Below are 256 nucleotides of genomic sequence, written 5' to 3'. Positions count from 1 at the left end.
ACCCCGGAAGGGGAGTGAAATAGATCCTGAAACCGTGTGCATACAAACAGTAGGAGCGGACTTGTTCCGTGACTGCGTACCTTTTGTATAATGGGTCAGCGACTTACATTCAGTGGCAAGGTTAACCAGATAGGGAAGCCGTAGAGAAATCGAGTCCGAATAGGGCGATCAGTCGCTGGGTGTAGACCCGAAACCAAGTGATCTACTCATGGCCAGGATGAAGGTGCGGTAACACGCCCTGGAGGTCCGAACCCAC

Annotated in this window: 1 rRNA gene; it reads left to right on the top strand. The window is 52.3% G+C overall.

Going from position 1 to position 256, the window contains the following annotated elements:
* Positions 1-256: ribosomal RNA gene (locus tag ACZ92H_RS29770) — 23S ribosomal RNA — on the top strand; the annotation flags it as partial.

This window comes from Janthinobacterium foliorum (assembly GCF_978021625.1).
The sequence above is the reverse complement of the archived record's forward strand: the minus strand, read 5'-3'. Positions and strand labels throughout refer to the sequence as shown.